The sequence below is a fragment of the Plebeiibacterium sediminum genome (assembly GCF_026013605.1).
GTDB classification, from domain to species: Bacteria; Bacteroidota; Bacteroidia; order Bacteroidales; family Marinilabiliaceae; genus Saccharicrinis; species Saccharicrinis sediminus.
On sequence record NZ_JAPDPJ010000344.1, the window covers coordinates 1 to 409 of the forward strand.

Annotated in this window: 1 tRNA gene; it reads right to left on the minus strand. The window is 38.1% G+C overall.

What is annotated here, in order from left to right:
* Positions 1-334: 334 nt before the first annotated feature.
* A tRNA-Asp gene (locus OM075_RS25730) sits at positions 335-408 on the minus strand.
* Between the last annotated feature and the right edge of the window lies 1 nt (position 409).

Sequence of the window (409 nt, forward strand, 5' to 3'; positions counted from 1 at the left end):
ATACACTTCGAGACTTTGGCAACTTATGGCATTAGAATCTACTAATTTCTTTTAAAAAAGCAGCATACTCCTCACTCATGCGAGTACCCTGTGCTGTTGCTGAATCGTTCAATGCTAAAATAAAGGATTTTAGAAGGCAATTTAGAGGTGTAATAGATATCAAGTGTTTCTCGTTTAGACTTACACAGATATATGCTTAATTATTTAACATATACTTGTCTCAACCCCAACTTTATCTGCTGATCTCCTAAAACTTATGTTTATTAATACAATATATAAAGAGGTGTTGTAAAGCAAAAAAGGTTACCTCAAAAATATTGAGATAACCTTTCTGCGGTCTGGACGGGACTCGAACCCGCGACCTCCGGCGTGACAGGCCGGCATTCTAACCAGCTGAACTACCAGACCA